The organism is Cupriavidus sp. SIMBA_020 (assembly GCF_046535395.1).
GTDB classification, from domain to species: Bacteria; Pseudomonadota; Gammaproteobacteria; order Burkholderiales; family Burkholderiaceae; genus Cupriavidus; species Cupriavidus campinensis.
Genome location: NZ_JAWRWU010001661.1, coordinates 1 through 236 on the forward strand (window position 1 = coordinate 1; position 236 = coordinate 236).

Here is a 236-nt window from a genome sequence, read left to right on the forward strand (position 1 = left end):
GAGCAGATTGCCGATCACCGCCGCGAGCACGATCTTGCGTTGCTGGCCTGGCGTCATCGGCGGCGCGTCGGCCTCGTGCGGGGAAAGCGTGGAAGTGCTGGCGGTCATGCTGGGGCCTTGGCGAGGTAGCGTTCGACGAGTCGCGTCCAGAACGCGGCGCCGATCGTGAGGTTGTCGTCGTTGAAGTCGTAGCGCGGGTTGTGCAGCATCGGCTGGCCTTCGCCGTTGCCGAGCCG

At 67.4% G+C, this 236-nt stretch carries 1 pseudogene; it reads right to left on the minus strand.

The window, feature by feature from the left end:
• Positions 1-104: 104 nt before the first annotated feature.
• A pseudogene (locus SB751_RS35245) lies at positions 105-236 on the minus strand (amidohydrolase); the annotation flags it as partial.